This window comes from Ligilactobacillus equi DSM 15833 = JCM 10991 (assembly GCF_001435735.1).
Lineage (GTDB): Bacteria > Bacillota > Bacilli > Lactobacillales > Lactobacillaceae > Ligilactobacillus > Ligilactobacillus equi.
Window position 1 is genome coordinate 18,860 of the sequence record NZ_AZFH01000067.1, and the last position, 26,689, is coordinate 45,548.

Annotated in this window: 26 protein-coding genes; 9 read left to right on the forward strand and 17 right to left on the reverse strand. The window is 39.9% G+C overall.

Features of this window, described 5'->3' with window-relative positions:
• Positions 1 to 47: 47 nt before the first annotated feature.
• The gene (locus tag FC36_RS05770) at positions 48 to 752 is read left to right on the forward strand and encodes a hypothetical protein (protein ID WP_023860373.1); all 705 of its coding nucleotides are present in this window, start codon (positions 48 to 50) and stop codon (positions 750 to 752) included.
• Between the two features lie 196 nt (positions 753 to 948).
• Here FC36_RS05770 and FC36_RS12255 read toward each other — a convergent pair whose 3' ends face one another.
• The 4 genes from FC36_RS12255 to adhE form a co-directional block, all read right to left on the reverse strand.
• The gene (locus FC36_RS12255; RefSeq protein ID WP_164478243.1) at positions 949 to 1,086 is read right to left on the reverse strand and encodes a hypothetical protein; all 138 of its coding nucleotides are present in this window, start codon (positions 1,084 to 1,086) and stop codon (positions 949 to 951) included.
• A gap of 41 nt (positions 1,087 to 1,127) precedes the next feature.
• A complete protein-coding gene (locus tag FC36_RS12605) occupies positions 1,128 to 1,250 on the reverse strand; it encodes a hypothetical protein (RefSeq protein ID WP_263640275.1) in 123 nt (40 codons plus the stop codon).
• 51 nt (positions 1,251 to 1,301) lie between these two features.
• A complete protein-coding gene (glmS, locus tag FC36_RS05775; protein ID WP_035191419.1) occupies positions 1,302 to 3,122 on the reverse strand; it encodes a glutamine--fructose-6-phosphate transaminase (isomerizing) in 1,821 nt (606 codons plus the stop codon).
• 225 nt (positions 3,123 to 3,347) lie between these two features.
• Positions 3,348 to 6,020 (reverse strand): bifunctional acetaldehyde-CoA/alcohol dehydrogenase, encoded by a 2,673-nt coding sequence (adhE, locus tag FC36_RS05780; RefSeq protein ID WP_056986763.1) that lies wholly within the window; start codon positions 6,018 to 6,020, stop codon positions 3,348 to 3,350.
• Between the two features lie 313 nt (positions 6,021 to 6,333).
• Here adhE and FC36_RS05785 point away from each other — a divergent pair, with 313 nt between their 5' ends.
• The 6 genes from FC36_RS05785 (at position 6,334) to FC36_RS05810 (ending at position 13,057) form a co-directional block, all read left to right on the forward strand.
• Complete coding sequence (locus FC36_RS05785) at positions 6,334 to 8,388, forward strand: BglG family transcription antiterminator (protein WP_025020412.1); 2,055 nt, start codon at positions 6,334 to 6,336, stop codon at positions 8,386 to 8,388.
• A gap of 125 nt (positions 8,389 to 8,513) precedes the next feature.
• Positions 8,514 to 10,307: a PTS mannitol transporter subunit IICBA gene (locus FC36_RS05790; protein ID WP_023860369.1), complete on the forward strand. Its 1,794-nt coding sequence runs from the start codon at positions 8,514 to 8,516 to the stop codon at positions 10,305 to 10,307.
• A gap of 17 nt (positions 10,308 to 10,324) precedes the next feature.
• Positions 10,325 to 10,768, forward strand: a complete 444-nt coding sequence (locus tag FC36_RS05795) for a PTS mannitol transporter subunit IIA (RefSeq protein WP_023860368.1) — start codon at positions 10,325 to 10,327, stop codon at positions 10,766 to 10,768.
• A gap of 2 nt (positions 10,769 to 10,770) precedes the next feature.
• Complete coding sequence (locus FC36_RS05800) at positions 10,771 to 11,901, forward strand: mannitol-1-phosphate 5-dehydrogenase (RefSeq protein ID WP_025020411.1); 1,131 nt, start codon at positions 10,771 to 10,773, stop codon at positions 11,899 to 11,901.
• 102 nt (positions 11,902 to 12,003) lie between these two features.
• Positions 12,004 to 12,381 (forward strand): hypothetical protein, encoded by a 378-nt coding sequence (locus tag FC36_RS05805; protein ID WP_025020410.1) that lies wholly within the window; start codon positions 12,004 to 12,006, stop codon positions 12,379 to 12,381.
• The gene (locus tag FC36_RS05810) at positions 12,371 to 13,057 is read left to right on the forward strand and encodes a DUF805 domain-containing protein (protein WP_056986764.1); all 687 of its coding nucleotides are present in this window, start codon (positions 12,371 to 12,373) and stop codon (positions 13,055 to 13,057) included. The genes FC36_RS05805 and FC36_RS05810 overlap by 11 nt, the downstream gene beginning before the upstream one ends.
• A gap of 97 nt (positions 13,058 to 13,154) precedes the next feature.
• Here FC36_RS05810 and FC36_RS05815 read toward each other — a convergent pair whose 3' ends face one another.
• The 6 genes from FC36_RS05815 to jag form a co-directional block, all read right to left on the reverse strand.
• Positions 13,155 to 14,570: a basic amino acid/polyamine antiporter gene (locus FC36_RS05815; protein ID WP_025020407.1), complete on the reverse strand. Its 1,416-nt coding sequence runs from the start codon at positions 14,568 to 14,570 to the stop codon at positions 13,155 to 13,157.
• Between the two features lie 134 nt (positions 14,571 to 14,704).
• Positions 14,705 to 14,965 (reverse strand): PspC domain-containing protein, encoded by a 261-nt coding sequence (locus tag FC36_RS05820; protein WP_025020406.1) that lies wholly within the window; start codon positions 14,963 to 14,965, stop codon positions 14,705 to 14,707.
• Positions 14,966 to 14,984: 19 nt separating this feature from the next.
• Complete coding sequence (locus FC36_RS05825; RefSeq protein ID WP_025020405.1) at positions 14,985 to 16,004, reverse strand: DUF4097 family beta strand repeat-containing protein; 1,020 nt, start codon at positions 16,002 to 16,004, stop codon at positions 14,985 to 14,987.
• A 1-nt stretch (position 16,005) separates the two neighbouring features.
• Positions 16,006 to 16,617: a DUF1700 domain-containing protein gene (locus tag FC36_RS05830; RefSeq protein ID WP_023860363.1), complete on the reverse strand. Its 612-nt coding sequence runs from the start codon at positions 16,615 to 16,617 to the stop codon at positions 16,006 to 16,008.
• Complete coding sequence (locus FC36_RS05835) at positions 16,614 to 16,931, reverse strand: PadR family transcriptional regulator (RefSeq protein ID WP_025020404.1); 318 nt, start codon at positions 16,929 to 16,931, stop codon at positions 16,614 to 16,616. The genes FC36_RS05830 and FC36_RS05835 overlap by 4 nt, the downstream gene beginning before the upstream one ends.
• 147 nt (positions 16,932 to 17,078) lie before the next feature.
• Entirely contained in the window at positions 17,079 to 17,840 is a 762-nt protein-coding gene (jag, locus tag FC36_RS05840; RefSeq protein ID WP_025020403.1) for an RNA-binding cell elongation regulator Jag/EloR, read from the reverse strand.
• Positions 17,841 to 17,986: 146 nt separating this feature from the next.
• Between jag and FC36_RS05845 the strand changes: the two genes are divergently transcribed.
• Positions 17,987 to 19,900 carry a M13 family metallopeptidase gene (locus FC36_RS05845; RefSeq protein ID WP_025020402.1) on the forward strand — a complete coding sequence of 638 codons (1,914 nt, stop codon included), beginning with the start codon at positions 17,987 to 17,989 and terminating at the stop codon, positions 19,898 to 19,900.
• A gap of 5 nt (positions 19,901 to 19,905) precedes the next feature.
• Positions 19,906 to 20,553: an HD domain-containing protein gene (locus FC36_RS05850; RefSeq protein ID WP_035187809.1), complete on the forward strand. Its 648-nt coding sequence runs from the start codon at positions 19,906 to 19,908 to the stop codon at positions 20,551 to 20,553.
• Between the two features lie 39 nt (positions 20,554 to 20,592).
• Here the strand turns inward: FC36_RS05850 and FC36_RS05855 are convergent, their stop codons facing one another.
• From FC36_RS05855 to FC36_RS05885, 7 genes are all read right to left on the reverse strand, one after another.
• Positions 20,593 to 21,120 carry a GNAT family N-acetyltransferase gene (locus tag FC36_RS05855; RefSeq protein WP_025020400.1) on the reverse strand — a complete coding sequence of 176 codons (528 nt, stop codon included), beginning with the start codon at positions 21,118 to 21,120 and terminating at the stop codon, positions 20,593 to 20,595.
• A gap of 6 nt (positions 21,121 to 21,126) precedes the next feature.
• On the reverse strand, positions 21,127 to 21,858 hold the full coding sequence (locus FC36_RS05860) for a DUF475 domain-containing protein (RefSeq protein ID WP_035191416.1): 732 nt from the start codon (positions 21,856 to 21,858) through the stop codon (positions 21,127 to 21,129).
• Positions 21,859 to 22,029: 171 nt separating this feature from the next.
• Positions 22,030 to 23,151 (reverse strand): PTS sugar transporter subunit IIC, encoded by a 1,122-nt coding sequence (locus FC36_RS05865; RefSeq protein ID WP_023860356.1) that lies wholly within the window; start codon positions 23,149 to 23,151, stop codon positions 22,030 to 22,032.
• Positions 23,152 to 23,514: 363 nt separating this feature from the next.
• Positions 23,515 to 23,904 (reverse strand): DUF956 family protein, encoded by a 390-nt coding sequence (locus tag FC36_RS05870; RefSeq protein WP_025020399.1) that lies wholly within the window; start codon positions 23,902 to 23,904, stop codon positions 23,515 to 23,517.
• 23 nt (positions 23,905 to 23,927) lie between these two features.
• On the reverse strand, positions 23,928 to 24,842 hold the full coding sequence (locus FC36_RS05875) for a PTS system mannose/fructose/sorbose family transporter subunit IID (RefSeq protein WP_023860354.1): 915 nt from the start codon (positions 24,840 to 24,842) through the stop codon (positions 23,928 to 23,930).
• A 20-nt stretch (positions 24,843 to 24,862) separates the two neighbouring features.
• A complete protein-coding gene (locus FC36_RS05880; protein ID WP_025020398.1) occupies positions 24,863 to 25,672 on the reverse strand; it encodes a PTS mannose/fructose/sorbose transporter subunit IIC in 810 nt (269 codons plus the stop codon).
• 15 nt (positions 25,673 to 25,687) lie between these two features.
• Positions 25,688 to 26,674, reverse strand: a complete 987-nt coding sequence (locus FC36_RS05885; RefSeq protein ID WP_023860352.1) for a PTS sugar transporter subunit IIB — start codon at positions 26,672 to 26,674, stop codon at positions 25,688 to 25,690.
• Between the last annotated feature and the right edge of the window lie 15 nt (positions 26,675 to 26,689).

Sequence of the window (26,689 nt, forward strand, 5' to 3'; positions counted from 1 at the left end):
GGCTCTTTTCATATTACAATAAAAAAACAAAATAGAAAGTAAAGACAATGCTCAAAGTTCACACAATTACCGACTCAAATTTTTTACCAACCATTGAAACTTATCTGAATTTAAATTACGGGAATTCCCCTGACCAAATCCTCCATTTACAGACTCTGACCACTAACCAGAAAAAACATCAGCCTTTCATTCTCCTCGTGCGGAGCTGTAACCAAGAAGCTTGGCCTTTCGATGCTTTTAACTCTTTGGTACAAGCTGGCTATGCTTTAGCTTATTTAGAAGTCAGTGAACATGATTTACAAGCTAACTACAAGATTAAAACCGCTACCCGCTGGCTACTGTTACACGCCTACCAGTACGGTTTAGATCCCTTCCGTTATCTTTTAGTGGGACTTGATTTCCAAGCTAATTCAGCCGTCTTAATGGCTCTTTTAAGCACTAATCACCAAGTCTTTAGTCAAGAAGACGTGCGGGTCAGTCCCCTCCATTATCGTGGCGGAGCCTTCTTTGGTGGCTGGGATGATCTTCAAGGTACCAAACTTTTTGAAAATCTCGATATCCGCAAGGTTCCTGACTTGTTTTTGGTTCAGAAATCAAGCGCTTATCCCAAAGACACGACTAACTTACTAGCACAAAAGACTGATGTTACTGTCTACCAACTTGATGAAATTTGTGCATCGCAAGTCGCTTTAACACCTTATCTCATATCCAAATTCAAAGCTTTTTGCCAAAGTGCTTTTAAGAAAAAATAATAATTAGACTAGAGCTCGGGGGTACCCCTCGAGCTTTTTCGCACAAAAAAACACCACATGTGCACCATAGTGGGCCCATGTGGAGCAATTCTTTATTCAATTAATTGAACTTAATCTTAGGTCAGATTCCCACTCGAGTTAGAATCCTTTACGGCCTAAAATCGAGCTCCACGTGGTTGACACCAAGTGGACCTAATTATTTAGCTTGGTCAGCTGCATCGCGTTCCTTCAAGAAATCAAGCACTGCTTTGTGTTGTGCACGACGCTTCTTAACGTTACTTGAGTTAACTGGGCGACGGTCGTTACCGACACCAACGTGTGTGTTTTGTGACATTGTTATGCCTCCCTTCTATTTAATCCATGCATTTATTAATTTTATACAAAAACTGCAATTTTTTCAAGACTTTTCAGTAAATTTCTTAGCTGAGGGTCAGAATTATTTTCACAACCATTATAGCCACAATCCAGCGGATAATGATAATCCCCAGAATAAACCATAAAAAAGTACCCCCTCACAAACGGAGCGGATACTTTCGGTTTCATTCTTCTTTATTCAACGGTCACACTCTTAGCCAGATTACGAGGCTTATCCACATCATAACCGCGTTGTTTACTTGTGTAGTAAGCTAATAATTGACCTGAAACCACAGAAACAAGTGGCGTCAATAATGGGTGTACTTCTGGCAAGACAATTTGATCCTTATCAGTAGCTAAACCTTCAGCTGCAATGCTGATGACGTTAGCTCCACGAGCCACCACTTCTTGCACATTAGAGCGGGTATGAGCTGCTGTCTTAGGATCTGTGATAATCGCAATCACAGGAGTTCCTTTTTCAATCAAGGCAATCGTACCGTGCTTTAATTCACCAGATGCGAAACCTTCTGTTTGCACATAAGAAACTTCCTTCAGTTTTAAGGCTGCTTCTAAAGCAACATCATAGTCGATTCCTCGACCAATGTAAAAGGCGTTACGAGTTGTGCCTAAAACATCAGCAGCTAGTTTTTCTACTTGACCCTTTTCATCAACTAAAGCTTGCATCCCATTAGCAACCTTGGTCAATTCACCTGTCAAGTCAAAGTTCTTTGCTACTTCTAAGTCCTTATCTTGACCCATGGCTTTAGCTAAGATTGCTTCAACTGCAATTTGACCTGTGTAGGCTTTAGTTGAAGCCACAGCAATTTCAGGACCAGCATGTAAGAGTAAGGTGTAGGAAGCTTCCCGTGAAAGGGTAGAGTTTGGTACGTTCGTAATGGTCAAGCTTGGGTAGCCTAACTTGTTAACATTTACCAATACTTCACGACTGTCGGCCGTTTCCCCACTTTGCGTTAAGAAGATAAAGAATGGCTTTGCAGACAACAATGGCATATTGTAAGCAAATTCAGAAGCTACGTGCACTTCAGTTGGCACACCGGCTATCTTTTCGAAAAGTTCCTTACCTACTAAACCAGCATGGTAAGAAGTCCCAGCCGCCACAATGTAGAGACGGTCAGCGGCGTTGATGGCATCACGTAAATCCTGGTCAATTAAAATGTTACCAGCTTCATCGAAGTACTTTTGTTCCAAAGTCCGCATAACCGCAGGTTGTTCGTCAATTTCTTTTAGCATGTAAAATTCGTAAGCACCTTTTTCAGCGGCAGAAGCATCCGTGTCTACATGGAATGGGGCACGTTCAACCTTGTTACCTTCAGCATCTTCGATATCAACTGAAGCTGGCGTAATAGTTACGACTTCACCATCAGCGATTTCCAAGAAGTCGTGGGTTACATTTAACATGGCCATCGCATCAGAACATACCACGTTAAAATCTTTACCAACCCCAATTAAAAGTGGACTCTTGCGCTTAGCCACGTATAAAGTGTGGTCCTTAGCTTGACTATCCATTAATAAGAAGGCATAGGAAGATGAAGTGTCGACTAAAGATAATACCTTCTTAAAGGCAGCCTTGGCGTCCATCCCTTCCTTAGCGAAGTGAGCGATTAATTGTACAATAACTTCGGTATCAGTTTCTGACTTGAAGTTCACATCAGCTAAGTATTCAGCCTTCAATTGCGCAAAGTTACCAATCACACCATTGTGAACCAAGTAAAAACGACCATCTTCAGAAACGTGAGGGTGAGCGTTATCACGACTTGGTACCCCATGAGTCGCCCAACGAGTGTGCCCAATCCCTGTTGAACCATGCACATCATCACCAACTTCTTGGCGTAAATCAGCAATCCGACCTTTTTCTTTTACTAAGTAGTTTTGACCATCCTCAGCAGAGACGAAGATTCCGGCTGAGTCATAACCACGATATTCTAATTTTTCTAAGCCGTGTAATAAGATTTCCGTCGCATCTTGGCGACCAGTTACCCCAACAATTCCACACATAATGTTGTCCATCCTTTTTTCTTAAGTTTTTGTTTCATTTTCAAAATTGGTCTATTAAATCTTATCGAATCAAAATCCGATAACAACGCTAATATACACCCCTAAATATACCATGTCAAGTAACTTCATTTAAAATTGGTCTATATCTATTTTTAAAAATTAAGTCCAAGCACAAAAAATTGTGAGTGCCCTCTTTTTACGAGAACTACTCACCATTTTAGCTATTTAGAATAGATCGATTAATAGTTGACGAATCTCAGTCAAACGTGGTTGCCGTGGGTTAGCTGGGGTACATTGATCATTGTAAACCAAGTCCACTAACTTATCCAAAGCACCATCGAAGTCTGCCTTTGATACCCCATTTTCAGAAAGCTTAGTTTGCACATCTAAAGCTTCCATTAAGGATTGGATCTTCTTGCACAACGCATCTACTAATTCCGCGTCGTTCTTTCCTGTTAAACCTAGGGCACGAGCAATGTCGGCGTAGTCCTTTTGAGCCCGGTAAACTTCGTAACGTGGGAAAACCGAACGCTTAACTTGTCCATCAACCCCATTAAAGCGGATAACAGGTTGCATTGAAATTGAGATTGCCAAACCATGTGGTAGGCCGAATTCCCCACCTAACTTGTGAGCTACGGAGTGGTTAATTCCTAAGAAAGCATTGGCAAAAGCCATCCCACCTAAAGTAGCAGCATAGTGCATGTTTTCGCGAGCTTGTTCCCCTTCTAAAGTAGGGTTTTGTGGGTCATACTTATAGGATGCTTCCAAGTTTTCAAAGACTAACTTGATTGCTTGTAAAGACCATGGACGAGTTAAATCAGATGCCATCACTGAAACATAAGATTCTAAAGCGTGAGATAAAGTATCTAAACCAGAAAGCGCAACAGTTCGCTTAGGTACAGTCATCACAAATTCAGGATCAACAATAGCTACTTGTGGTGTTAATTCGTAGTCAGTCAATGGGTACTTCACATGAGTCTTATCATCAGTAATTACGGCATATGGTGTCACTTCAGATCCTGTCCCAGAAGTGGTTGGAATTGCAAAGAGACGTGTCTGAGTTGCGTGGTGGAACTTCACAATCCGCTTTCTAATATCAATGAATTTTTGTTGCAAGCGGGTAAAGAGTTCACTTACTTCTTCATATGAATCCAAGAAGCCTTCTGCTTGATCAAGAGAATATTCGTAGATATAACGCGCAATCTTAGCCGCATCGAGAGCAGAACCCCCACCTAAAGCAATTACGGTATCTGGTTTAAATTGCTTCATTTGTTGTGCAATTTCAATTGATTGACCTAAAGTTGGGTCAGGACGTACTGTACCATAAACGGAAGTTACAACTTTATTTTCCCGTAGCGCCAATTGAGCAGTCACAGTGTCGACAAAACCAAATTGAACCATTCCAGGATCAGCAACAATTAAAGCACGGTTAATATCTTCAGTTTCATCTTGCAAGTAAGTAATCGCATTCTTTTCGTAGTAAATTTTTTCTGGCAAACGTACCCATTGTGGGCGGTTACGCCGCTTGGCAACTGTTTTCACGTTCATCAAATCCTCCGTTGATAGGTTGTGTGACAAGGAGTTCTTGCCCCATGAACCAGTTCCTAAAGTCAAACTAGCTTTCAAAGCATCAGTGTAAATATCACCAATCCCCCCGATGGAGTCTGGTTGGTTTACTAAGACCCGCGCCGCTTTAACTTTATCACCAAATTCACTGATAAATGGATCAACTTGAGAACCAATTTGAATAGCAGCATTGTGACCGGCACCTTGGTAAGCTAGCAAGGCAGACACAATCTTAATTCCATCTTGACGATCCTTTGCTTTATAAACTGACAAGAGCGGAGACAACTTTTCAGAAGATAACTTTTCACCAATATTTTTAGGGTCTAATTCAAATAATAAAACATCTTTCCCGGCTGGTAATTCGACACCAGCATGTTGGCAAATCCAACTAGCAGACATCCCGGCTACCGGGCCATTAACGCCATGCTTATCATTGAAGACAAAATCAGCTAATTTTTGGTAATCAGCTTTTGGTACTAAGTAAGCACCTTTCGCTTGCATTTTAGCTAACCATTCATCGTAGATTGGCGCTTCAACCACTGCAGAGTTTTCAGTTGCACAAATCATCCCATTGTCAAAACGCTTGGATAATAAGAGGTCTTCAACCGCACGGTCAAGGTAAGCGGTGTGATCCACATAGACGGCCCCATTACCGGCTCCAACCCCCATAGATGGATTCCCAGACTTCAAGGCCGCATTTACCATGCCAGGACCACCAGTCGCTAAAATTGCAGCAATCTTAGGATTTTGAATCAAGGCGCTAGTATTTTCAAGCGATGGCTTATCAATCCATTGAATAATATTTTCTGGTGCCCCGGCCTTAATTGCTGCATCATATAAAATTTGTGCAGCATGCGCAGAACACTTAGTAGCCTTAGGGTGGAAGGAGAAGACAATCGCATTACGAGCCTTTAAGGCTACCAAAATTTTAAACATCGTGGTTGAAGTTGGGTTCGTTGTTGGCACAATCCCTGCCAAAACCCCTAAAGGTGCCGCAATTTTTACTTGGCCATTAACTTTATCCTCACCAATAATTCCCACAGTCTTTTGGTCTTTAATTAGGTTGTAGATATTTTCAGTCGCAAAACGGTTCTTAGTATCTTTATCTTCCACAACTCCACGGCCTGTTTCATCAACGGCTTCGTGAGCTAATTCCAAAGCTGCTTCCGAACCAGCTAGGGCCATAGCTGCAACAATTTTATCAACTTGTTCTTGTGAAAAAGTTGCAAAAGTTTCTTCAGCCACCAATGCTTTATCAACCAATTGACCTGTGTAGGCTTGTGCTTGTTCTTGTGCTGTTAATTCAGTGTTCTTGCTTTCTTCTTTAACCATCAGGGTTTCCTCCTAAAATTATTACCAAACAGAGATTTACTTTCTTGAAACTCACTTGTGATTTTCTTCACTTATGATAATAAGCCCCTTTTTCAAAAAAATCAACCTCTTTTTGTGAAAAAAGTTCAATGAAATTTAAGAAGATTTATATATGTGAATGTTATTCAGTTCAAAAGTACCCTTCCCAGAATGATGTTTCCGTTTACAAAAAATATTATTTTTGTGATTTTATTCACCAAATTTTTCCGTCATTTTCTGTTATTTAATCGCTTTCTTGGTATAATATTAGTGAATAAGAAAGGAGCTTTTAGCTATGGTTTTGTTAACCCAAAGACAACAAGAAATTTTACACGCTATTATGACAGCTACCAACGGTATTGGCTCACATGATTTAGAAAAGTTAACCGATATCAGTCGACGGACCCTTTATCGTGAATTGGCGGATTTAAAATTTTTCTTACAAAACCAAGGCCTTAGCCTGGAAAATAAACACCGCCACTATCAAATTACTGGTGACCCAACTTCCTTGACTAAATTACAAGCTCAATTACAATCCACTACCAAGCCAACCATCACTAGCAGTCAACGGCATAATGCTATCGGAGCAATTTTACTACAAAGGGACGAACCGTTAAAAATTGCCAGTATCGCCCTCGAACTGCAAATTAGCGAAGGTTCCGTGCAACGTACTTTAGATGAGGTTGAAAAGCAATTAGCTAATTATGAATTAACCTTAATTCGTAAAAAAGGGTACGGTATTCAAGTTCAAGGCGATGAAAGCCAAAAGCGACTTTTGCTTTGCGGAATCTTGCTTTCGGAAATCAATGAATACACGTTTATGAAGTATCTAGATTCTAACCAAACAACTAGTGATAACTTCTTTTTAAGTTTATTAGATAAAAATTTACTTCTCCTCTGCCGACACGCACTAAAACCTATCCTTGATTCCGTAGCCCTTAATTCAGACCAACAAATGATTCAACTCATCATTTTATTTAGTTTAGCCATTTCTTGCGGGGGGCGCGGTCATCATCTCAAGGCACAACCTGCCGATAACCATGTTCTCGCCTACCAAGCCAAAGTTGCGGAAATTGTTAAGACTTTACCTGCTAAATACCAGGCTAACATCACCTTCCAAGACATTATTTTCTTGGCCCAACAAATCCAGGCCACAGATTATATTCCTTTGCAATTCAGTCTGGATCGTGATCAATCTTTTACTATTACCGTTCAAGTGCAAAGTTTTATCCGAGAAGTTTCGGAAAGGTTTGGACGTGACTTTCAAAATAGCCCTAGTTTTTTGCGACGTTTGACCAAACATATCTTCAATATTAGCCAGAAGAATATCCAACAACTCCCCAACGCTAATATCGAAACCTTAACGGCACTTGAAACTGACTACCCGAAACTTTTCTCTGCCATTCAATTTGCCTGGCAGAAACATTTTGGACAAATCCAGCTTTCACAACCTGAATTTCAGCTCCTACTCCTATATTTTGCTAATGAATTTCAACGCTTGAACCAAAATAGTCTCAGTGCCCTGGTCATTTGTGAAAATGGTATTAGTGCGTCAGCCATGCTCATAAGTCAATTAGAAAAAGAATTTGGTGAATTTAAAAAGATTACCCCCCTAAGGGTTTCAAATCTAGCTACGACTAACCTAGATGAGTATGATATTATTCTCTCGACCCTTAAATTACCAGGTTTTAAGCACGAATATCTCTTGGTTAGCCCTTTGATTACTCGCCAAGAAAGACAAATGATTCGCTCGGCTCTGGCAGAGTTACAACCGCAAAAAAAAGCCGAGATTACTCCTATTGTGCAACACACCGCTTTTGAACTTCTTGCTAAAGAAACCAATTTCTTCGACCGAGCCAAGGATCTCTTAGCTTTGACTAGCTTGAGTCAGCTCAACAACCAGGATCTCGATTTAAAAGCTAGCATTGCCTTAATTAGCCAACAAATTCCTACACTTATTACGACTCAAGTAGATGAGATTGGACAGGCCCTCTTTAAGCGTAGTCAATTGGCGCCAATTGCCCTTCCTAATTCTCGGATTGCTCTACTGCACACCAGTAATCCTCACATTAGACACTGTTATTTCAGTATCTTTGATCTTAAAGAACCTCTCACCATGATAACCATGGACCAAGAATCAACTCAGGTCAGTCGTTTCCTATTAATGCTAGGTCCCACCGACATGGATGAAAATCAAAGTAAACTTATGTCCTTAATTTCTAGTAACATTATTCTTAACCAAGATAATTTACGTCTTTTTGAACAGGGGAACCTTCATGAAATTCAAGACAATTTAGCTCAAAGGTTCATTGAATACTCGCAAAAAATTATTAAAGATCACCAAAGCTAGGATTTTATCCTAGTTTTTTTATTTTGGCACAATTTACTGTGCCAAAGTGCCATTTTCATTTTATTGTAACCGTTTAATGAATGCGCTAACATATACTTGTAGATAATAAAAGGAGGAAAAAGACGATGGATAACACAAAGTCAAAATCTTCATTTAAAGCGAAGATTCAAAAGCTTGGTACTAACCTTTCTAGTATGGTTATGCCAAACATCGCAGCGATTATCGCCTGGGGGTTAATCACTGCCTTATTCATGAAGAGCGGCTGGATACCTGTTGCGAAAATTGCCGAATTAATCACCCCTATGCTTAATTACCTATTGCCATTATTAATTGCCTACTGCGGGGGCCGGTTAGTCTACGAAGAACGTGGGGCCGTTGTCGGGGCCATTGCTGTGATGGGGGTTATTGTCGGAGCCGACATTCCAATGTTCTTAGGAGCTATGATTATGGGACCTCTTGGTGGTTGGTGTATGAAGAAATTCGACCAACTCTTCCAAGAAAAGATTCGTTCCGGTTTCGAAATGATTTACAACAATTTCTCCGCCGGAATTATTGGGATGTTACTAGCCATCTTAGGAACTTACATCGTTAACCCATTGGTTACCGCCGGAAGTAACTTCATGGCTAAAGGGGTTGACTGGATTATCTCCATTCACATGTTACCTTTAGCTAATATCTTCATCGAACCAGCCAAGATTTTATTCTTGAACAATGCTATTGGGAACGGGATTTTAGTTCCTTTAGGGGTACAACAAGCTGCCACTGCTGGCAAGTCTGTTTTATTCTTACTCGAATCTAACCCTGGTCCTGGTTTAGGGATTTTATTAGCTTACATGTTCTTTGGTAAAGGTTCATCCAAGGCTTCTGCTCCTGGGGCAGCCATTATCCAATTCTTCGGTGGGATTCACGAAATTTACTTCCCATACGTTTTGATGAAACCAGCCTTGATCTTAGCTGCCATTGCTGGTGGGGTCAGTGGAACTTTCACCTTCCAATTATTAGGTGGTGGTCTTAAAGCTGCTGCTTCACCTGGTTCTATCATTGCTATTCTTTTGATGACCGCCAAAGGTGCTTACTTTGGTGTTATCGCTGGGGTTTTAGTTGCAGCTGTAGTTTCTTTTGCAATCGCTGCTATTATTTTGAAAGCCGATAAGTCTGAAGACGACGACTCTTTCGCTGAAAAGCAAGCCCAAATGCAAGAAATGAAAGCTGAATCTAAAGGTCAAAGCGTTATGTCAGCTCAAGCAGCCCAAACTTCCGTAGAAAGCTACCGTGATGTTAAAAAGATTATTTTCGCTTGCGACGCTGGGATGGGATCTTCTGCAATGGGGGCTTCTCTCTTACGCGATAAAGTTAAAAAGGCCGGCATTGAAAATATATCTGTCACAAATACAGCCGTTAACAAATTGCAAGACGAACAAGGCCTTTTAGTCATTACTCAAGAAGAATTAGCTGAACGGGCTGCTGAACGGACGCCAAGTGCTATGCACGTTGCCGTCGATAACTTCTTATCTAGTCCACGTTATGATGAAATTGTGGCTAACTTGAAGGCCTTAACTCAAATTGATAGTCAATCAGCTACTGAAGAACAACCAAAGAACCAAAATTCAACTGACAATGTTGATAATATCGATGTAAGTAAAGTTAAAGAAGTAACTTATGTTCGTCACGACCAACACGTCGGAACAGCTACCATGGCCGTTGCTTCACTACAAGCTTTAATGCATAAAGCACAAAAAACTACCAAAGTTACCGCCACTGCTATTGACGATATCCAAGACGATGCTAGTTACTTAGTTGTGGCCACACCAGAAGCTGCTAAGAACTTGCGTTTACGCTACACTAATTTACAAGTCTTAGTCGTTGACAATTTATTAACTTCTGACCAATACCCAGCTTTGGTTGACAAATTAAACTAGGAAAGCGGTGAAATGAAATGGAATTACAAAAAGATATGATTACGTTAAATGCCCAAGCAGCCACTAAAACCCAAGCTATTCGCATGGCTGGTCAGCTCTTAGTTGATGCTGGTTGCGTGGAACCTGAGTACATTGACTCCATGATTGCCCGCAATTCCGACGTTTCCACTTACATGGGGAACTTTGTCGCTATTCCTCACGGTACCGATGAAGGAAAAAAGTTTATCAAAAAAACCGGAATTTCTATTGTCCAAGTTCCAATGGGGGTGGACTTTAGCGCTGACGACTCCGATGAAGCTAGTGTGGTAACGGTAGTCTTTGGTATCGCTGGTTTGAACAATGAACACTTGAGCATTCTCTCCCAAATTGCCCTTTTCTGTAGTGATATTAATAATGTGGCAAAATTGGCTGATGCCCAATCAGAAGAAGAAATTATTAACTTATTGAAAGAGGTTGAATAAACATGAGAAAAGCAGTTCACTTTGGTGCAGGTAACATTGGTCGTGGTTTTATTGGAGAAACCCTAGCCGCAAATGACTTTGCAATCGACTTTGTTGATGTTAATGAAACAATCATCGATGCATTAAATCAACGCGGTGAATACACAATTGAATTAGCTGCCGATGGCCAAGAAAAAATTCATGTTGCTAATGTTGACGGAATTAACAATGGCAAGGACCCTGAAAAGGTCGCCCAAGCTATCAAAGATACTGACTTAGTAACAACTGCTATCGGTCCTAAAATTTTACAATTCATTGCCCCATTAATCGCAGATGGTATCAAGTTGCGTCAAGCTGCAGGTAAAACTCAAACGCTTGATGTAATTGCCTGCGAAAACATGATTGGTGGTAGTCAACACCTTAAAGAAGAAGTTTACAAGCACTTGGAAGGTGAAGCTAAAGACTTTGCTGATCAATACATCGGTTTCCCTAACGCAGCTGTTGACCGTATCGTACCTTTACAAAAACATGATGACCCCCTCTTTGTTTCCGTGGAACCATTCAAAGAATGGGTTGTTGATGAAAGTCAAATGGCTAATCCAGACCTTAAATTAGAAGGCGTACACTACGCTAGCGACTTGGAACCATTCATTGAACGTAAACTTTTCTCAGTTAACACTGGACACGCTACCGTCGCTTACACGGGTCAAACTTTAGGTTACAAGACTATTGACGAAGCTATTCAAGACGAAAAAGTGCTTAACCAATTAAAGCGGGTCTTAAAGGAAACAGGTGACTTGTTAATCGCTAAGTGGGGCTTTGACCGAGCAGAACACGAAGCTTACCAAGCTAAGATTATTTCTCGTTTCCAAAACGCCTACATCTCCGATGACATCGCTCGCGTTGGTCGGACACCAATTCGGAAATTAGGTTACAACGAACGCTTCATTCGTCCTATTCGTGAAGCTAAGGGTCTAGGCCTTTCCTACCAAGCCTTACTCGAAACAGTTGGGATGATTTTCAAATTCGACCAACCAGAAGACGAAGAAAGTCAAAAGCTTCAAGCCATGCTCAAGGAACAACCTCTAGCTGATGTGGTTAAAGAAGTTACCGGCTTAACCTTAGTTGATGAAATTACAAAAGTTGTTAAATAATTTCTCTAAGGCGCCTTACGGGGCGTCTTTTTGTGTGCTTACTATCTAAGCTTGTTGTCATAGAAAAGATAGGTTAGAATATGAATACAGGAGGAAAAAATTATGAAAGAAAAAATTCTTAACTGGATGTATGCTTTAACTACATTCCAATTAGTTATCTATTTATTAGGGTTCTACAACTTTGCGGCTAAAATTACCAACCATGCACCACTTTTCTCCAGTGATTTGGACACCCTCTCTGGGATTTTCTACTGGTCTTTACTCAGTATGGTGTCGGTTGTCGGGATTGTGCTTGCAAGTTACCTTGTCTTTAAGCACTTTTTCAAAAACAATGTGGGTTTAGTCCTCAGCATCATCGCATTTGCTTCACCACTGATTTTCATGCTTTTCTTAATCATTCCCGCAACATTTTGTCTTTTAGCCATTATCTTCTTAAAAATTAGCGTCAGCGATGAGGGTGAAGCTCATTATGAAAACTAATAACAAAACTGAAAAAGTTTCCTTCAAACAAGCTTTTATTGATTACTGGAAAGGTTACGTCGATTTCCAAGGTCGAACAACACGAGCAGGTTACTGGTGGATGCAATTAACTTTTTTCTTATCGGGTTTGGTTTTTATCGTAATTATTTTCAGTCAAGTAGCTATAAGCGATTCAATAAATGACGATTACGAAACTGATATAGCAATAATGGTTTTTCTCGCAGTTATACTTTTAACTTGGCTAGTTTTATTTTTACCCTCTTTGGCACTAACAATTCGGCGCTACCGCGATGTTGGCCTACGGGGGCGTGGTTTCTTGGTATTTTTAGGCGCACAAATTATTCTAAATATTTCAATTTTTGTCGAAATTGTCAATGTTTTCGATAATTTCGACACCGATTTTAACTCACCCCTATACTCGGTCGGCATTTTGGGCATAGCATTGATTAACCATCTCATCAGTATTGCCCTCTTAATCTTAACTTTACTTCCAAGTAATCAACTCACCATCAGTCCTGAGAGTAACGGTTTTATGAAGTTCTTCTTACGTACTAAGGAAAGTGAACTTGATAACAAAGTAATTAACACTGATTCTTTGGTAATCACCACTCCAAGCAACGCACAAATAACTATGTCTGAAGAAAATTCTTCAAGTACAACTGATAGTGATAGCTAAATAACTAAAAATAGCATAATAAAACCGCTAGAAACCATCAACAGCACTTATTACATGATGATTTCTAGCGGTTTTACATTGAGGAAAGGCTTTTAATTTAGATAGTAATTATCCCCACGCAAAGACCAATTAAAGCAATCAAAGCCAAACAAGATATTATCGCCATCCAACCTTTTTCCAATTTGGTTAAAGAACGATTTTCTTGCCGACAAACCTGGTCAAAGAAATAAAAACCAGGTATAAAAGCAATGGTAATCAACCATAACTCTTGGAGACCAGCCAGTAAAATGGCCGTTAATTGAAAAATACTGGCCCCAACTCCAATCACCGTTTGGCCCCACTCGCGATTTTGCCATGAGTACTTCACCTGGTATAACGTAACCAAAAGATAACATAGCATATAAGCTGACGTACACAAGGTGTAAGCAAAGGTGTAAGCCTGACTGGTAAATAACATAGATAAGACAAATACTGTCTGCATAATCCCTGCAATTACCAAAGAAAAGGTTGGCGCTGCGTAATTATTAAGTTTACCCCAATATTGAGGTAACAAGCGATTTTGTGTCATTAACGTGGCCACTTCTGCAGGTAATAAGGTCCAAGATAACCACGCTCCACCAACCGAAATGATCAAGCCTAAATTGATAAGATTAGCCCCCCATTTACCAACAACAGCTTGCAACACGTCCGCTAAGGCAGGCTGCCCTCCTTGAGCTAGCTGTGCTTGACTAAGTACTCCGTAAGGCAAGATTGAAACTAACATGTAAATTACCAACAATGCCAACAGGCCAAGGTAAGTAGCCTGATAAGCGTCATTCCGGCGTTTAGCTCGATTAGCTAAAACAGTGGCTCCTTCCACCCCAACAAAAAGCCACATCATAACCATAATACTCCCACGTACCTGATCAAATAGACTACCTTCTTGAGTTTTTAGATTCGTAGTCACCTTTAGCCAAAAATTTTGGTGAAACATCTCCAATTTGAAAGCCAAAACCATTGCTACCACAAAGACGAATAACGGAATTAACTTACAAATCATGACCACTGTATTAATCAGAGAGGCACTTTCTACCCCTCGGTTAACTAATACAGTTAGTAACCAAATGCAAACTATCGCTCCCAGAACCGAAGCAACATTTTGACCATTACCGAAAAGTGGAAAAAATTTTCCTAAAGCACTCATCATCATGGTGGCCAAAGCAATATTACCAATTCCAGCAGCTAACCAATAGCTCCAACCACTGATAAAACCTGCTAAACGTCCAAAACCAGCTTGGGCAAAAACAAAAAGTCCGGCATTCAAATCATCCCGCTTTCGCGATAAATTTAACAATGACATCACAAAAAAGAAAACACCTAAACCGACAATCCCCCAAGCAATCAGAGCTGGACCTCCACTAGCGACACGCGCCAAATCACTGGTAATTCCAAAGGCTCCAGCACCAATCGAAGAAGAAATAATTAGAGCAATCAAGCCCAATTTACTAATGCCCTTTTCTTGATTATTATTCATTTTCTAAACTTCCTAAATCTAAATTACTTGATACAAATAGTAATTTTACGGGAGATAGCTATAAAATACAAGAATATTTATTCAAATCTAAGCAAAAAAGAATCCTCTTGCCAGGATTCTCATTACCATATTATTTACTTACCTTTAGGTTTAAATTCACCTTCAATAATCGTTTCGTCTTCTTCACGATTGTCATCGTAACCTGCCTTATCAGGCATAACCATGGCAGCAACTACATAAAGTAAAATTCCTAAAAAAACATTCCCTGGAAAAATTATTAGTACCGCCCCCACTAAACGAGTTAAGGTTTTTTCCCAGCCAAAGTACTCGGCAATCCCACCAAATACCCCGGAAACAATGCGATCATTAGACTTCATCAATTTCTTTTTAGCCATAGTTTTTTCCTCCTTAATTTTAATTGACATGAATATCGCCTGAATCAGCAACTAATTCAAGTCGATTAGCTGCTTGAACATTTTGGACTTGTTTACTTGAACTAGGTTTTCCAAATAAGAAAACATCACCATCTATACTGCGCGCTTGATAACCATCGGCTTTAGTCTGGCGACTGGTTAAATCTCCATCTATACTGTGTATTCGGTAGACACCAGTTACGTGTAAATTATCTGCCATTACATCACCATCACTCGTGGTTAAGTGACCAGCAGTGACTTTTACCCGACTCAACGTCGCATCACCATCATTCAACTTGACATCCATATTTTTCAAATCACAATCCTTAACTAACATGTCACCATCACTTATATTAATTTTACTGTCAGCTAATTTTGTCTGATACAAATCTAAATCACTATCAAGTACTTCCAAGTCTACTTGGTTTAAATTAGAATTATGAATATCTAAATTCCCCACTGTAGTCCTAATTTTTCCTTGTTCAAAATTAACTTTATCTAACTCGACAGAGCCACTACGTAAAGCAACTTTTCGGCTACTAATTTCTTGAATACTTAATTTTTCGCTGTAACCAATGTAACCAATCTTTAAACTATCCAATTTTACATTTTTGGGAACCGTCACAGTTACTTGTTTATCATCTATATCATGTGCGTAATCACTCGTAATTCCATGATTAATGTCTACTAGCCAATGACTAAAGAGGTCTTTTTTATTTTGATTAATCTGCAATGTACCATTGTCGACTTGGTGAGTAAGATCTCCCTTAGCAAAGCCATAACTTTCTATTTTATACTGATTTCCTTGTTTAATTTGGATCCTAGCATCTACATTTATCTCTAGTTTTTGAAACTCTTTTTGTGTTAAAATACGCTGACCTGATTTTTGATTATTTTCTCGCACCTTTACTTTGTAATTAGTTACTTCTACGGGCTTATTTCCCCCTGAAACCAAGCCGTTCACAAGTAAACATGTGCCAATTACTAATAGGCCTAAAGCAGCAACTACTGACTTTTTCATCTTACTTGCCCCCCTTCACTTTCTGAGCTTGTTGTCGCAAATAACGTTTGCGACGGAAACGACGCCAACCTCGACTTAATAAGCTGACTAACCACTTCAAGCCATAACTAGCAAGAATGAAAAATCCTAAACACAAGAAAGCTAGACCTAAGTAAAAAGTTCCTACTGCTGTTTGACTAAACAAAAGACTTACACCAATATAAAAAGTTACTACAACAGCAATTATCAACGCTAATAAAATACCTAAAATAGCGATTGTTACCCCAAAGAAAAGCCCTACTCCCCCACCAATAATACCAACAATTGCCGGTGAACAAACTATAATAGCTAAGACGATTAATGTCCATTTTAATAAACGATGTTTACCAATTTTAGTAGTGATTTCTGAGCGAGTTGAAGTCTTTGAGGGATTATTTACATCATAGTCTGTCATAATTTTTTCAGCTAAAATCTGTGGCTCACCGAAGCGCGCGCTTATTTCTGCTTCATCAGTTAAACCAGCATCAGCAATTAACTCACTATAATATTCAAGTACATCATCACGCTCTTCAGAATTTAAGCTGACTAAACACTTTTCTAACTCCACTAAATAACGTGCTTTTCCCATCATCATTGTACTTGCCCCCCCTTAAACACTTGATCTAAACTTTCTTTAAATTGATCCCACATATCAATAATATCAGCTAAATGCTCTTGACCAGCTGGAGTAATTTGGTAATAACGACGGTTACGTCCCTCGTAAGGCTGATCATATGTGGTTAAAAATTCATTTTTCTTAAGGCGTCGTAAAACGGGATACATCGTAGATTCCGAAACTGAAATAGCTTTTTGCATATCTTGTGTTAGAGCATAGCCATAATAATCTTGGCGGTCTAATAGCGCTAAAACCATCCCATCGAGCAGGTCTGCACTTACTTGAATCTTCATTTTCATTTTACCTCCTTATCATATCTTCAATTATATTATACGACATATAATATAGTTTCTGCAATATTTTTTTATTTAGACTTCGTTTTGCATAAACACTACACTAAAATACCGGGAACGCCAATGGCTCCCGGTATCTTGATAATATTATTCTTTACATGGCGCAATTGTTACGTAACGATGTGGTTCTTTTCCATGAGAATTGGTTTTTACTTCCTGGTTTTTAGCTAAAGCAGCATGAATTATTTTTCTCTCAAAAGCAGGCATCGGATCCAAACTTATAGCTTGATTTCGGTATAAAACCTCATGGGCTGTATTTTGAGCTAGGTAGGTCAAAGTTTCTTGACGATGTTGCCGGTAATCTCCTACATTTAACATGATCCGCAAATGAGTACGGACTTCTTGTTCTAAGTAATCTTGAGCAAGAGCTTGAAGAGCATTTAAAATTTTTCCTCGTTTACCGATTAAAAGTCCCGCTTGATTAGTACGAAAAGTATACTTGGCTTCACTACGACTAACCTCTAAGTCAATTTCAGTCTTAATGCCCATCTTTTGAGTTACTTCAGCGAGGTAATCTCCCACTAATAATAAGGCATCTTGGAGTTGTGCCTCCCTTTGTTTCCGTTTTGAAAGACGAATCTCCTCCATAGTGGGGGGAAGAGTCTCTGAAACATGAAGTTCAGATGTTTCATTTTCTATAGTTGTAGTTATCTCTTCTGTTCGAGTATTATCCCCATTCGATGTGGGCTCAAGTAGATTTAATTCAACTACCGCTTCTTTTTTAAAAAGGCCTAAAAAGCCGCTGCTTTCACTTTGAATTACTTCAACTTTTACTTCTTGTCGTTTAACTTTTAAATCTTCTAATCCACGAGCAATTGCGGCTTGCACATTCTTAGCTGTGTAACGCAATTCATTCACCACCTTAAATTTTTTCTCAGCGTTAAAATTATAACATATTCTATAACCTTTTAGGCTTTCATAAAACCTTTAATTCCCGATTTTTATTTGGTTGGTGGTATAATGAGGCCATACTTACATTTAGAAAGGATGATTTGATGCCAAAATTTCCAGTCAATGAAGCTTTAGAAAAAGATGATCTTTATTTAGCCGTGAATGGGGCTTGGTTAAAAACTGCCCAAATTCCCGCTGATAAGTCATCAACCGGGGGATTTGCCGATTTAGCCGACCAAATTGAAAAAATTTTAATGAACGACTTCGCAGATTTTGACCTAGGAAAGCAAACAACTACCGATCCTTACTTCGCCCAATTCATGAAATATTATCGCTTAGCTAATAACTTTGACAAGCGCGAAGCCGATGGTTTTAAACCTGCCCAAGCTTTTTTAGATAAGGTTCGCAACCTCAAAGATTGGACTGATTACCAGGATAAGTTACCTGATTTAATCCTAAGTGGCTATACCTCGATTATTCCTTTAAGCCTTGACCCTGATATGAAGAATACCCAGAACTATGCCCTCTATGCAGATGTTGCGCCCTTAATTTTACCAGATAAGACTTATTATCAAGCCAATCACGAACAAGCTGAGGCCCTTTTAGAAGTTTATCGCCAGATGGTCACTAAACTTTTAGATTTAGCAGAATATGACGCCCAAGCTGGACAAGACTTACTAAAAAAGGCCCTTGACTTTGACCGGCAATTAGCACCACACCAAAAAGATAGTACCCAAAGAGCTGATTACACGAAAGCTTATAATCCTTATTCTTTAACAGATTTTGCTGAGTTCTCCCAAGTTTTAGATTTTAAAGCCATAATCGAAAAGCTCCTAGGATCTTTACCTAAGAAAGTAATTGTTACTGAACCAGAATATTACCAACATCTCGATGAACTTTTGACGCCGGAAAACTTTGCTAACTTCAAGGCATGGCTTGAAATCAAGAGCTTATTGGCAGTTAGTCCTTATTTAACTGATCAAGCCCGCGTAACCGCAGGCCTTTACTCCCGTGCCCTTTCCGGTTCTAAGGAAGCCATGAACCCCCAAAAAGCTGCTTACTACCTAGCAAGCAATCAATTTGACCAAGTAGTTGGACTTTATTATGCCCATAAGTACTTTGGACCCGAAGCCAAAGCTGACGTTCACCACATGGTTGAAAAAATGATTAGTGTCTACAAAAAACGCCTCTTAGCAAATGACTGGCTCAGCCCTGCTACTAAGCAAAAAGCCGTGGTTAAGCTCAGCACTTTAGGCATTAATGTTGGTTATCCAGAAAAACTCCACCCACTTTATACCAAATTTGTGGTCAACGAAAATCTAAGCCTCTTAGAAAACGATCTTAATTTTACCAAAATCGCCCTTACTGAACACTTCCAACGTTTCGGCAAAGAGGTCGACCGTACACGTTGGGGCATGCCTGCCCATATGGTCAACGCTTACTACAATCCTTCTTTTAATGTGATTGTCTTTCCAGCGGCCATTTTACAAGCACCTTTCTACAGCCTCAAACAATCAAGTTCCGCTAATTATGGTGGCATTGGAGCTGTCATTGCGCACGAAATTTCACATGCCTTTGATAATAACGGAGCACAATTCGATGAATTCGGAAATCTTAACAACTGGTGGACTAAAGAAGACCTCGCCCACTTCCAAGAGTTAGCTCAGGCTATGATTAAACAGTTCGATGGTCTAGAAACCGAAGTCGGCAAGGTTAATGGTAAACTCGTTGTTTCTGAAAATATTGCCGATGCCGGTGGTCTGTCTTGCGCCTTAGAAGCTGCTAAAGGCGAAGATGGGGCTAACCTCAAAGAATTCTTCGAAAACTGGGCTCGTATCTGGGGAATGAAATCTTCTCTTGAAAGACAAAAACTCCTCTTATCTATCGATGTTCACGGACCACATGTCCTCCGAGCTAATATGCAACCCAAAAATTTAGACGATTTCTACACTACCTTTGATGTCCATGAGGGAGATGGTATGTGGCTAGATCCTAAAGACCGGGTTAATATTTGGTAAATGCCATGAGTAATTTAACTTTAATTCGCGACTTTGCTCGCCAAAAATTAGGAGCCGATAAAAGTGGCCATGCTTTCGATCACCTAGAAAGAGTTGCTCGAACTGCTAAATATCTTGCGCAAAAAGAGGGCGCTGATCTCTTCCAAGTCCAAGCTGCTGCCTACCTTCACGATGTCATTGATGAAAAAATTGTTGCTAATTCTAAAGAAGCGCTGATTGAAGTACGTGACTTTCTACGAGGCTTAGACTTAGAAGCCACTATAGTTGATGATTTACTTTATACTATCGACAATATGTCTTTTGCTAAAACATTGACTGACCGAGAAGTTAAGCTCAGTTTATCCGGCCAAATTGTCCAAGATGCTGATTGGCTCGACGCCATTGGAGCAATTGGAATCACTCGTGCTATTTACTATGGAGGACGCCATGGTGAAACCATTTATGACCCCAAGCAACCACCACGAGAAAATCTTTCCTACGAAGATTACCGTAATTTAGCCGACGAAACCATTATTAATCATTTCTATGAAAAGTTGCTTAAAATTAAAGATCAACTTAATACGTCCGCAGCTAAAGATATTGCCACTCACCGGCAAAACGTAATGCTAGACTTCTTAGATGAATTTAAAGCTGAATGGCGAGCCGAACACTAAATAACAAAAAAGCACGATTGATGAAATCGTGCTTTTTGTTTAAAGTTCTTTAATTAAAAGGTCTACCATAATCTCATGGCCTAATTTCGTGGGAGCTACAAACTCGGCCCCCTTAGTAAAACCAATCTTCCTAAAGAAGGATTGGGCTTGGTCCAGACTCTGTGCATTAGCGAGTTGTAGAACTTGATAACCTTCTCGTTTCAAAGTCGAAAACAAAGCAAGCATGAGTTTTTGCCCCCAGCCATGCCCTTGTTGTTTTTTTGCAACCATTAAAAGTCCCAACCACACTTGATTAACTTGCGGATAGTTAAGGACCAAATCCATCACCGCCACTAAATTTCCATCTTGATAAAAACCAAGATAAAACTTTTGCGCCTGCCTAGCGCCCTCCGGCAACAAGGTCATTTCCGCAGCAATTTCCGCAAGCGTCGGCACCTTAGCTTGGAAGGTTTGATGGTAAGTATGGTCTTGGCTTTGTAACTGCCATACCGTTTCGGCAGCTCGAGGAGACAATTGCTTAACTTTTAAACTCGACCCTAAGAAAAATTGTAATCTATCCAATAACATCCTGACCTACTTTCGTTGGCGGAAGTGGTGAACAAAGACCGTCAAGGCTAAGGCCCCTAAGACAACTACCCCAAAGAGTGCAGCTGGAATTTCAATATCAATCATTGGAATCGTTAAGAAGAGCTTAATAGCAATTAAAGCAATTAAAATGTAAGCTGTAACTTCTAATTCAGGTACTAAGTCCATTAATTTCATGATAACTTCTGCAATTCCCCGCATCGCTAAAATCCCAATCAAACCACCAATTAAGACAATTACCGGATTTGGTGAGATCGCTAAAGAAGCTAGGACAGAATCGATTGAAAAGACGATGTCCATCATTTCAATCGACACGACAACCGACCAAAAGAGCGGTAAAATTCGCTTTTTTTCTTTCTTTTGCTTCTGTTTATGCGCAGGACGTAACATATGATAAAAGTGGTTAATGGAAAGATACATTAGATATCCCGCTCCCAATACCTTAATTTCCCAGAAATTGATAAGGTAAACACCTACCCCAATTAAAAGGAAACGGAAAATGTAGGCTCCCCAGATACCGTAGAACAAAGATTTTTCTTGTTCCGCTTTGGTAGGTAGTTTTTGTGTTTGGGCTGCTAAAACAATCGCATTATCCACGGATAAGAGACATTCAATTAGCACCAAAGACAAGATAATTAACCAATCTTGACCTGAGGTAATTACAGTGCGCCAATTTTCTACATCAAAAAAAGGGCTATATAAGTTTTGTAAGAGTGACACTAATAAAATTACTTCCTTTCAATCCTGTATGGATTTAATATTTTTATTTACAAAAACTATCACCAGATCGCCAGGCACTTTGCCCAGTCACTTTCAAAAATTAGTTTACCACAAGCAAAATAAAAAAAGCGAGTCATTCAACTCACTTTTACAGATTATTTACAAAGGATTTTAGATGATATTCAACTTCAATTCGTTATCACGTACCATCCCCGCTTTTTTCATTACTTGGAATAATGCTACAGAAATTACCGCTGGAGCAACCACTCCCCATAACATATAGGCAATAAATTGACCACTACCTTGTCCCCAGAAGTAGATTGGAGCAATAAAAGAGTTCATACCTAAACCACCAACAGTATAAGAAGCACGCAGCCCCGAAATAACAGTCGCTAATGGAGCACAAACGATTGCAGCTACCATTGGAGGCAATAATTGCCATGGATTGATAATCAAGTTAGCAAATTGAAGTTTCGGTGTTACAACAAATTGAGCAATATTAGCACCAATAGTATTTTGTCTATATGACATAGCTGTAAAGCCTACGAATTGAGCTGTTGTTCCAATGGCTGCAGCCGCTGCGGAAATTGGATCTAAGGTTAAAGCTACGGCTAAAGCCGCCGAAGATGCCGGGGTCATCAAGAACAACGCCCATACAGCTGAAATACACATTGAACCAAAAATTGTATTCACTTTAATTGACTCGGCAATCCAGGCACTCATTGCAGTCAAGGCCGGCGTCACAACAGCAGCTAAACCAAAGCCTACAAAAGTTCCCACAAAGGTTACAGTCAAAGGTACTAAAACCATATCCAATGGTGTCTTACCAGACATCCACTTTCCTAACAAGGTTGCTACTAAGGCTGCTGCCACCGCTGATACCGGTTGACCAGTTGAAAAAACTGGGTTACCAACGACAAGGGCGTGTGAGGCCCCACCAACCGATTGGATAGCAGTCGCTTTTCCGGCAGCTTCCACAAAAGAAACGGCATTAGCCGCAACAGTTGCAGAAATCATTGATGAAAAAGTAACTAACGTTGTAACTTCTAATTGTGAAGCCACCGCCACCCCTAAAGCAGGTGCTAATAATGCTTGAGCCAAGGTACCAGCTTCATAAAGAGGTTGCCAATTTACAAAGCCCGCAATGGTTTGCATCAATAACCCCATCCCTAAAGTTACTAAAATTGAATTAGCAATAGCTGCAGAAATATTGTAGGCATATTCCTTAACTGTTTTCTTAGCTTCTTTTGTATCAACCATATTTCGACTCATTGTTTGTTCCATCTCATCCATCTCCCTTTTAATTAAAATGAAAAAAATCTAATCAAAAAACCTGGAATTTTAAACTCCAGGCTGGTACTTCTCAATTAGTCGCATGTTTAATTATCAATTTGATTCCCTATTTGACAATCTAACCTGGAGTATTCATATGTTCTAAAGCTAATAAGACTAATAATGACTACAATGTTTAGGTTAATAATTGCTTGTAACATAATGAATACCCCCCCTTTCTTAAAAAGATTCTTATTTTTCTTTCATGTTTTTAATCTTAACATCTTTTTTTAATTTTTCAAGTTTTTTTTCAGATTTTTTTATTTTTTCTTGATAACCAAAAAGCAGGTATCAAAAACGACACCTGCTTCTTAAAATATTACATTATTCGGCTTTTGATTTTTTGCGACCAAAACGGCGCTTAAGATTACGACGCAAAACTTGAAAAAAGGAAAGCGAGCTAACAATGTTTTCCGCTCCTACATACTCACGCACTGCACGTAAAGTTCGCTTAGGGTTGCGCGTCGCGAAGCTAAATGTACCATTCTTTTTCGTACGTAGCGCAAAACGCGGAATCCACTTGCCTTTAAATAAGACTTCAGCAATGACACAGTCAACTTCGTCCCAAGGAATTTGGACATAATCTTGTGGGTCACGATCATTATAGAACTCAAAGCCCTTATCACCAATCATAATTTTGCCATACTTACCTAAACCTAGATAAGAGGTCCCAGCAACCACCAAATCGACCTTTGTATTAATTGACTGTACCATTTTCTCTCCTCTTTTCTAAAAAATTACATTAAACCAATAACGTGGAAGACAACCCCAACAACAAAGATACCTAAGATAATGATGATTGGAGAAACTTTCTTCTTTAATAACCACATGCAAAGGAAAGTAAGAAGAAGGGCAGCCAAACCAGGAATCAATTGGTCTAAGTTATCTTGTAAGGTAGTAACTTTAACCTTGTCTAAAGCCATACCACTTGCTTGTTGTGTCAAGGCTTCCTTGATACCCATTGGACTTGAAGCAATTTTATCCCAATCGATGTATGCACCTTTTGAGTAAGTTGTCTTTGAAACAACAGCTGTAAACTTCACTGTTACCCAGCGTTCAATCAGAGAACCTAAAACAAACATCCCCATCATGGAAGCTCCACGAGTAACCATTTGTAAAAGACCACCAGATAAGTCTTCGGTAATCTTTGAACCGGCTTTGTAACCAAATTCTTGTGTGTACCACATAAAGGACCAACGAATAATATTCCATAATACAAAGAACAAAATAGGGCCTAAAATGGAACCACCCAAGGCAAGTGAAGCACCTAAAGCACCTAACATAGGACGAATCGTAAACCAGAAGACTGGGTCACCAACCCCGGCTAGAGGTCCCATCATACCAACTTTAACCCCAGAAATGGCAACATCATCAACTGGTGCACCATTAGCTCTTTCTTCTTCAAGGGCCAAAGTAACCCCTAAGATAGGCGAAGCCACATATGGGTGAGTGTTAAAGAATTCCAAGTGACGAGTTAAGGCAGCCGCCCGGTCTTCTTTAGTTTTGTATAATTTCTTGATGGCTGGAATCATTGCGTAACACCATCCACCGTTTTGCATACGTTCATAGTTCCATGACCCTTGAATAAAGGTTGAACGCCATGCAACTGCTAAACGATCCTTTTTAGATAAAGTAACTTTGTTATCAGTCATGATTAATTCCTCCCTTTATTTTAGTAGTCATCCAAAATGTCACCCAGTGGATCACCAGTATTTGAGCTGGAACCACCTTTACCGTTACCTGAACCACCTTTACCTTCAAGGGTTAAGTACATTAAAGTAATAGCAACGGCAATTGCACCAATAGCAATCAAGGTTAATTCTGATAAAGCGGCAATCGCAAAACCAATAATGAAGAATGGCCAAACTTCACGGTTAGCCATCATGTTAATAACCATGGCGTAACCAACGGCCACAACCATACCCCCACCAATGGTCATACCATCTGTTAACCAAGCTGGCATTGATTGGAGGAAGGCACGTACGGCTGATGATGGAATAAAGAGCAAGGCAGCTGCAGGAATGGCAATTCGCAAACCTTGTAAGCAAATAGAGATAATTTGCCATAATTCAATTTTCCGGTAGTCACCTTTTTCAGCGGCTGCATCCATAATGTGTACAATAGGAACTTCAATTGTCCGCACTAACATTGTTAAGAATAAACCTGCAACAGCCAAAGGAATCGCAATAGCAATGGCAGAACCAACACCCTTAGTACCTTGACCACCTAAAACTAAAATAATAGCAGATGCAACTGAAGCTAAAGCAGCATCAGGAGAAACAGCGGCCCCGATGTTAGCCCAACCCATGGCGATCATTTGTAATGAACCACCTAAAACAATCCCGGCAGTTAAATTACCGGTTACAAGTCCAATTAACGTACAAGCTACTAATGGTTGGTGGAATTGGAATTCATCCAAGATACCTTCCATCCCAGCTAGAAACGCTACGAGGACAACTAAAATCATTGAAATAACAGACATGATTTATCTCCTTTCTTACATTCCCAGTTCTTGACGCGCTTTGTTAACAATATTGTCCATATTGTCTTTGCTATCTGACGGCACCTTACGTACATCGAAAGTTACCCCTAAACTCTTAAGCTTGTCGAAAGTTTCAACGTCTTCTTTACCTAAGGAAAGTACCTTATTAACAGCGACCTTCCCCTTAGAGTGGGCCATCGAACCAACATTCAATTCCTTAATGTCTACGCCACCTTCAATAGCACGTAAAGCATCTTCTGGAGTTTCAAACAAGACTAAAGCCTTTGTCCCACCGAAACGTGGGTCTTTAGCGACTTGAATCATCTTATCAATTGGTACTACGTGAGCTTTAACTCCTGGAGGAGCAGCTTCAATAATCATGCTCTTACGTAAAGCATCTTTTGAAACGTTATCTGAAACAACAATAATCCGGTCTGGGTTAACCGCTTTTGTCCAACCAGTCGCAACCTGACCGTGTAAAAGACGCGTATCGATTCGTGCTAAACCAATTTTAATCTTACCATCTCCGATAACTGTCCCTTCTGGAATCTCACCAGTTGGTTGGTTAGCTTGAGTCTCGGCTTTAGGAGCCTCCTTAGGTTGTAAGTCCTCTGGCTTCACCTTCACTCCATCTTTAGCAGTTTCAATAATATGTTCCGCAATTTCTTGAGCGGATTCCATTGAGAAACGTGAAGCATAGGCTTCGATTACCATTGGTAAATTCATACCGGCAACAATGGCCCATTTATCTTTGTGGGCTTCAAAAAGGTTGTTGGCTTGGTTGAAAGGTGTCCCTCCCCATAAGTCAACTAAGAATAACACTTGGTCATCAGAGTCAAAACCTTTGATGGCTTCTTCCATCTTGGCTCTCACATCATCTGGACCTTCATTGGGCTTTAAAACCACAGCGGCAACATTTTCTTGTTGACCGAAAATCATTTCACCTGATTGGTAAATACCTTCGGCAAAACCACCATGGCTCGCAAGGATAATTCCTACCATGAGTCTTCCTCCTTT

Bases quoted from the DNA above. Each gene is read 5' to 3' on its own strand.
- FC36_RS05770 (WP_023860373.1), top strand. From the start codon at position 48: ATGCTCAAAGTTCACACAATTACCGACTCAAATTTTTTACCAACCATT.
- FC36_RS12255 (WP_164478243.1), bottom strand. From the start codon at position 1,086: ATGTCACAAAACACACACGTTGGTGTCGGTAACGACCGTCGCCCAGTT.
- FC36_RS12605 (WP_263640275.1), bottom strand. From the start codon at position 1,250: ATGGTTTATTCTGGGGATTATCATTATCCGCTGGATTGTGGCTATAAT.
- glmS (WP_035191419.1), bottom strand. From the start codon at position 3,122: ATGTGTGGAATTGTTGGGGTAACTGGTCGCCAAGATGCGACGGAAATC.
- adhE (WP_056986763.1), bottom strand. From the start codon at position 6,020: ATGGTTAAAGAAGAAAGCAAGAACACTGAATTAACAGCACAAGAACAA.
- FC36_RS05785 (WP_025020412.1), top strand. From the start codon at position 6,334: ATGGTTTTGTTAACCCAAAGACAACAAGAAATTTTACACGCTATTATG.
- FC36_RS05790 (WP_023860369.1), top strand. From the start codon at position 8,514: ATGGATAACACAAAGTCAAAATCTTCATTTAAAGCGAAGATTCAAAAG.
- FC36_RS05795 (WP_023860368.1), top strand. From the start codon at position 10,325: ATGGAATTACAAAAAGATATGATTACGTTAAATGCCCAAGCAGCCACT.
- FC36_RS05800 (WP_025020411.1), top strand. From the start codon at position 10,771: ATGAGAAAAGCAGTTCACTTTGGTGCAGGTAACATTGGTCGTGGTTTT.
- FC36_RS05805 (WP_025020410.1), top strand. From the start codon at position 12,004: ATGAAAGAAAAAATTCTTAACTGGATGTATGCTTTAACTACATTCCAA.
- FC36_RS05810 (WP_056986764.1), top strand. From the start codon at position 12,371: ATGAAAACTAATAACAAAACTGAAAAAGTTTCCTTCAAACAAGCTTTT.
- FC36_RS05815 (WP_025020407.1), bottom strand. From the start codon at position 14,570: ATGAATAATAATCAAGAAAAGGGCATTAGTAAATTGGGCTTGATTGCT.
- FC36_RS05820 (WP_025020406.1), bottom strand. From the start codon at position 14,965: ATGGCTAAAAAGAAATTGATGAAGTCTAATGATCGCATTGTTTCCGGG.
- FC36_RS05825 (WP_025020405.1), bottom strand. From the start codon at position 16,004: ATGAAAAAGTCAGTAGTTGCTGCTTTAGGCCTATTAGTAATTGGCACA.
- FC36_RS05830 (WP_023860363.1), bottom strand. From the start codon at position 16,617: ATGATGATGGGAAAAGCACGTTATTTAGTGGAGTTAGAAAAGTGTTTA.
- FC36_RS05835 (WP_025020404.1), bottom strand. From the start codon at position 16,931: ATGAAGATTCAAGTAAGTGCAGACCTGCTCGATGGGATGGTTTTAGCG.
- FC36_RS05845 (WP_025020402.1), top strand. From the start codon at position 17,987: ATGCCAAAATTTCCAGTCAATGAAGCTTTAGAAAAAGATGATCTTTAT.
- FC36_RS05850 (WP_035187809.1), top strand. From the start codon at position 19,906: ATGAGTAATTTAACTTTAATTCGCGACTTTGCTCGCCAAAAATTAGGA.
- FC36_RS05855 (WP_025020400.1), bottom strand. From the start codon at position 21,120: ATGTTATTGGATAGATTACAATTTTTCTTAGGGTCGAGTTTAAAAGTT.
- FC36_RS05865 (WP_023860356.1), bottom strand. From the start codon at position 23,151: ATGGATGAGATGGAACAAACAATGAGTCGAAATATGGTTGATACAAAA.
- FC36_RS05870 (WP_025020399.1), bottom strand. From the start codon at position 23,904: ATGGTACAGTCAATTAATACAAAGGTCGATTTGGTGGTTGCTGGGACC.
- FC36_RS05875 (WP_023860354.1), bottom strand. From the start codon at position 24,842: ATGACTGATAACAAAGTTACTTTATCTAAAAAGGATCGTTTAGCAGTT.
- FC36_RS05880 (WP_025020398.1), bottom strand. From the start codon at position 25,672: ATGTCTGTTATTTCAATGATTTTAGTTGTCCTCGTAGCGTTTCTAGCT.
- FC36_RS05885 (WP_023860352.1), bottom strand. From the start codon at position 26,674: ATGGTAGGAATTATCCTTGCGAGCCATGGTGGTTTTGCCGAAGGTATT.